At 69.8% G+C, this 2,536-nt stretch carries 3 protein-coding genes; all 3 read left to right on the top strand.

Annotated elements, in window-relative coordinates:
• Positions 1-105: 105 nt before the first annotated feature.
• Positions 106-1,401 (top strand): serine--tRNA ligase, encoded by a 1,296-nt coding sequence (gene serS, locus ACLFOB_RS14935; RefSeq protein WP_410926609.1) that lies wholly within the window; start codon positions 106-108, stop codon positions 1,399-1,401.
• 112 nt (positions 1,402-1,513) lie between these two features.
• Positions 1,514-1,915 carry a transposase gene (locus ACLFOB_RS14930; RefSeq protein WP_410918449.1) on the top strand — a complete coding sequence of 134 codons (402 nt, stop codon included), beginning with the start codon at positions 1,514-1,516 and terminating at the stop codon, positions 1,913-1,915.
• A gap of 123 nt (positions 1,916-2,038) precedes the next feature.
• Positions 2,039-2,536, top strand: a 498-nt coding sequence (locus tag ACLFOB_RS14925) for a zinc ribbon domain-containing protein (protein ID WP_410926608.1), incomplete at its 3' end; no start/stop codon positions are given.

Here is a 2,536-nt window from a genome sequence, read left to right as displayed (position 1 = left end):
TCCATCGGCATGGACCCGGACGACCCGAAATAGCCCCACGGCCCGCCCCTACCCTCGCCCGGCGGAATCGGCCATAACCCGCCGCGACAGATCGAGAGGGCGCCCATGCACGACATCCGCTTCATCCGCGAAACCCCCGAAGCCTTCGACGCCGCGCTGACGCGCCGGCCGGGGGAGGCGCCGGCCTCGGCGCGCCTTCTCGCGCTCGACGCGGCGCGGCGCGACGCCATCCAGAAGGCCGAGGAAGCGCAGGCCGAGCAGAACCGCGCCTCGAAGGAGGTGGGAAAGGCGAAGGCCGCCGGAGACGAGGCGGAGTTCGCGCGCCTGCGCGCGCTGGTCGCCGAGAAGAAGGCCGAGGTCGCCGCGATGCAGGCCGAGGCGAAGGCGAAGGATGCAGAACTGCAGGACGCCCTCGCCCGCATCCCCAACCTGCCGCTCGACGACGTGCCCGAGGGCGCGGACGAGGGCGACAACGTCGAGATCCGCCGCTGGGGCGAGCCCCGCGCCCTCGACTTCGCGGCGAAGGAACACTTCGAGATCCCCGCCGCCGCCGCCGGCCTCGATTTCGAGGCCGCCGCGAAGCTCTCCGGCTCGCGCTTCGTGGTGATGTCGGGCGCCGTCGCGCGGCTGCACCGCGCGCTCGCGCAGTTCATGCTGGACATGCATGTGACCGAACACGGGCTGACGGAGACCTGGACGCCCGTTCTGGTGCGCGAGGAGATGATGTTCGGCACCGGGCAGCTGCCGAAGTTCGGCGAGGACAGCTACCGGACCGAGGAAGGCTGGTGGCTGGTGCCCACGGCCGAGGTGACGCTGACCAACCTCGTCGCGGGCGAGATCCTGGACGAGAGCACCCTGCCCCGCCGCTACGCCGCGCACACGCAGTGCTTCCGCTCGGAAGCCGGCAGCGCGGGCAAGGACGTGCGCGGCATGCTGCGCCAACACCAGTTCGAGAAGGTCGAGATGGTCTCGATCACGCGGCCCGAGGAGAGCCTCGAGGAACACGCGCGGATGACCCGCTGCGCGGAAGCCATCCTCGAGAAGCTGGAACTGCCCTACCGCACGGTCGTCCTCTGCACCGGCGACATGGGCTTCGGCGCGCGGAAGACCCACGACATCGAGGTCTGGCTGCCGGGCCAGGGCACCTACCGCGAGATCAGCTCCGTCTCGGTCTGCGGCGACTTCCAGGCGCGGCGCATGAACGCGCGCTTCCGCCCCGAGGAGGGCGCGCGCCCCGAGTTCGTGCACACGCTGAACGGCTCCGGCCTTGCCGTGGGGCGTGCCCTGATCGCGGTGCTGGAGAACGGCCAGGAAGCGGACGGCTCGGTGACGCTGCCCGCGGCGCTCGCGCCCTGGCTGGGCGGCGCGCGACGGATCGATGCGGAGGGGCGGCTGGGCTGACCCCCAGCCGTTCTGGTTCGCGTGGTTGACGAGCGCTGAGTTTTGACTTGGCTGGGGCACGGTTTCTTGAGACAGTTCTGAGCGCTACTTCCAGAAGGCAGGGGAGTAGAACATGTCTGACAGAACCAGGGATGAATCTGGCGCGTCGGAGGCCACGGCCCCGTCGGCGCGCGCCCATGACGCTGGCGACGGCGGGGCGGTGGCCGGTGGCACGAAGCGCTTTTCTGCGAAACGAAAGCTGGCGGCGGTGCAGCGGCTGATGCGCGGGGAGAGCCAGGAGGCGGTGTCGCGGGACCTGAACGTCCCCGTTCATCGTCTGCCGGAATGGCGTGACAAGGTGCTTATGGCGGCGCAGAGCGCGTTGAAGGAGCGCGAGCGCGACTCACGCAATGACGAAATCGCTCGGCTGCAGGCGAAAGTGGGCGAGATCACCATGGCCAACGAGCTTCTCTGCGCCAAGATCGACAAGCTGGAGGGTGGCCGCCCTTTGGCCCGGCGGAGGTCGAGGACATGAGCCGGGCGCACTCGATCTCCACGCGCAGGGCCTTTGGGATGGCGCGCGTCTGCCAGGTTTGGGGCGTGCCCCGGGCGACGGTCTACCGGCATCGTGCTCCGGCCGCCGGCGCCCGAGCCGCCAATGCGCTACGCCCACCGGGAACGCCCGGAGCTCCAGATAATCGACGACGATCTCTGGAACGAGGTACAGACGCGGCTCGAGGCGATCTATGAGCAGTACGCCAAACCCGAGCCGGACCGCCGCTCGCTCAACGGGGCGCACCGGGCGAAGTATCTTCTGGCGCGCCTGATCACTTGCGACTGCTGCGGCGCAGGCTACACCATCGTCGCTGAGGATCGCTACGGCTGCTACGGCCGCAAGACGCGAGGCGTATCGGTGTGCTCCAACTCGAAGACGATTTCGCGGTTCCGGCTCGAGGAGCGTGTCCTCGCGCGGCTTCGCCAGGGCCTTCTGACGCCGGAGCTGGCGGCGCAATTCGCGGCGCAATTCGCGGCGGAGGTTCAGCGCCTCTGGCGAAGCGAGGACGCGGCGAAGGGCGCGGCGCTGCTGGAGAGCGCGAGCGTCATGCGGCGGCCAGAGAGGACGAGCCTGGCACCGACGCGGAGCACACGTTCGCGC

This window comes from Rhodosalinus sp., assembly GCF_046542825.1.
GTDB lineage: Bacteria > Pseudomonadota > Alphaproteobacteria > Rhodobacterales > Rhodobacteraceae > Rhodosalinus.
The sequence above is the reverse complement of the archived record's forward strand: the minus strand, read 5'-3'. Positions and strand labels throughout refer to the sequence as shown.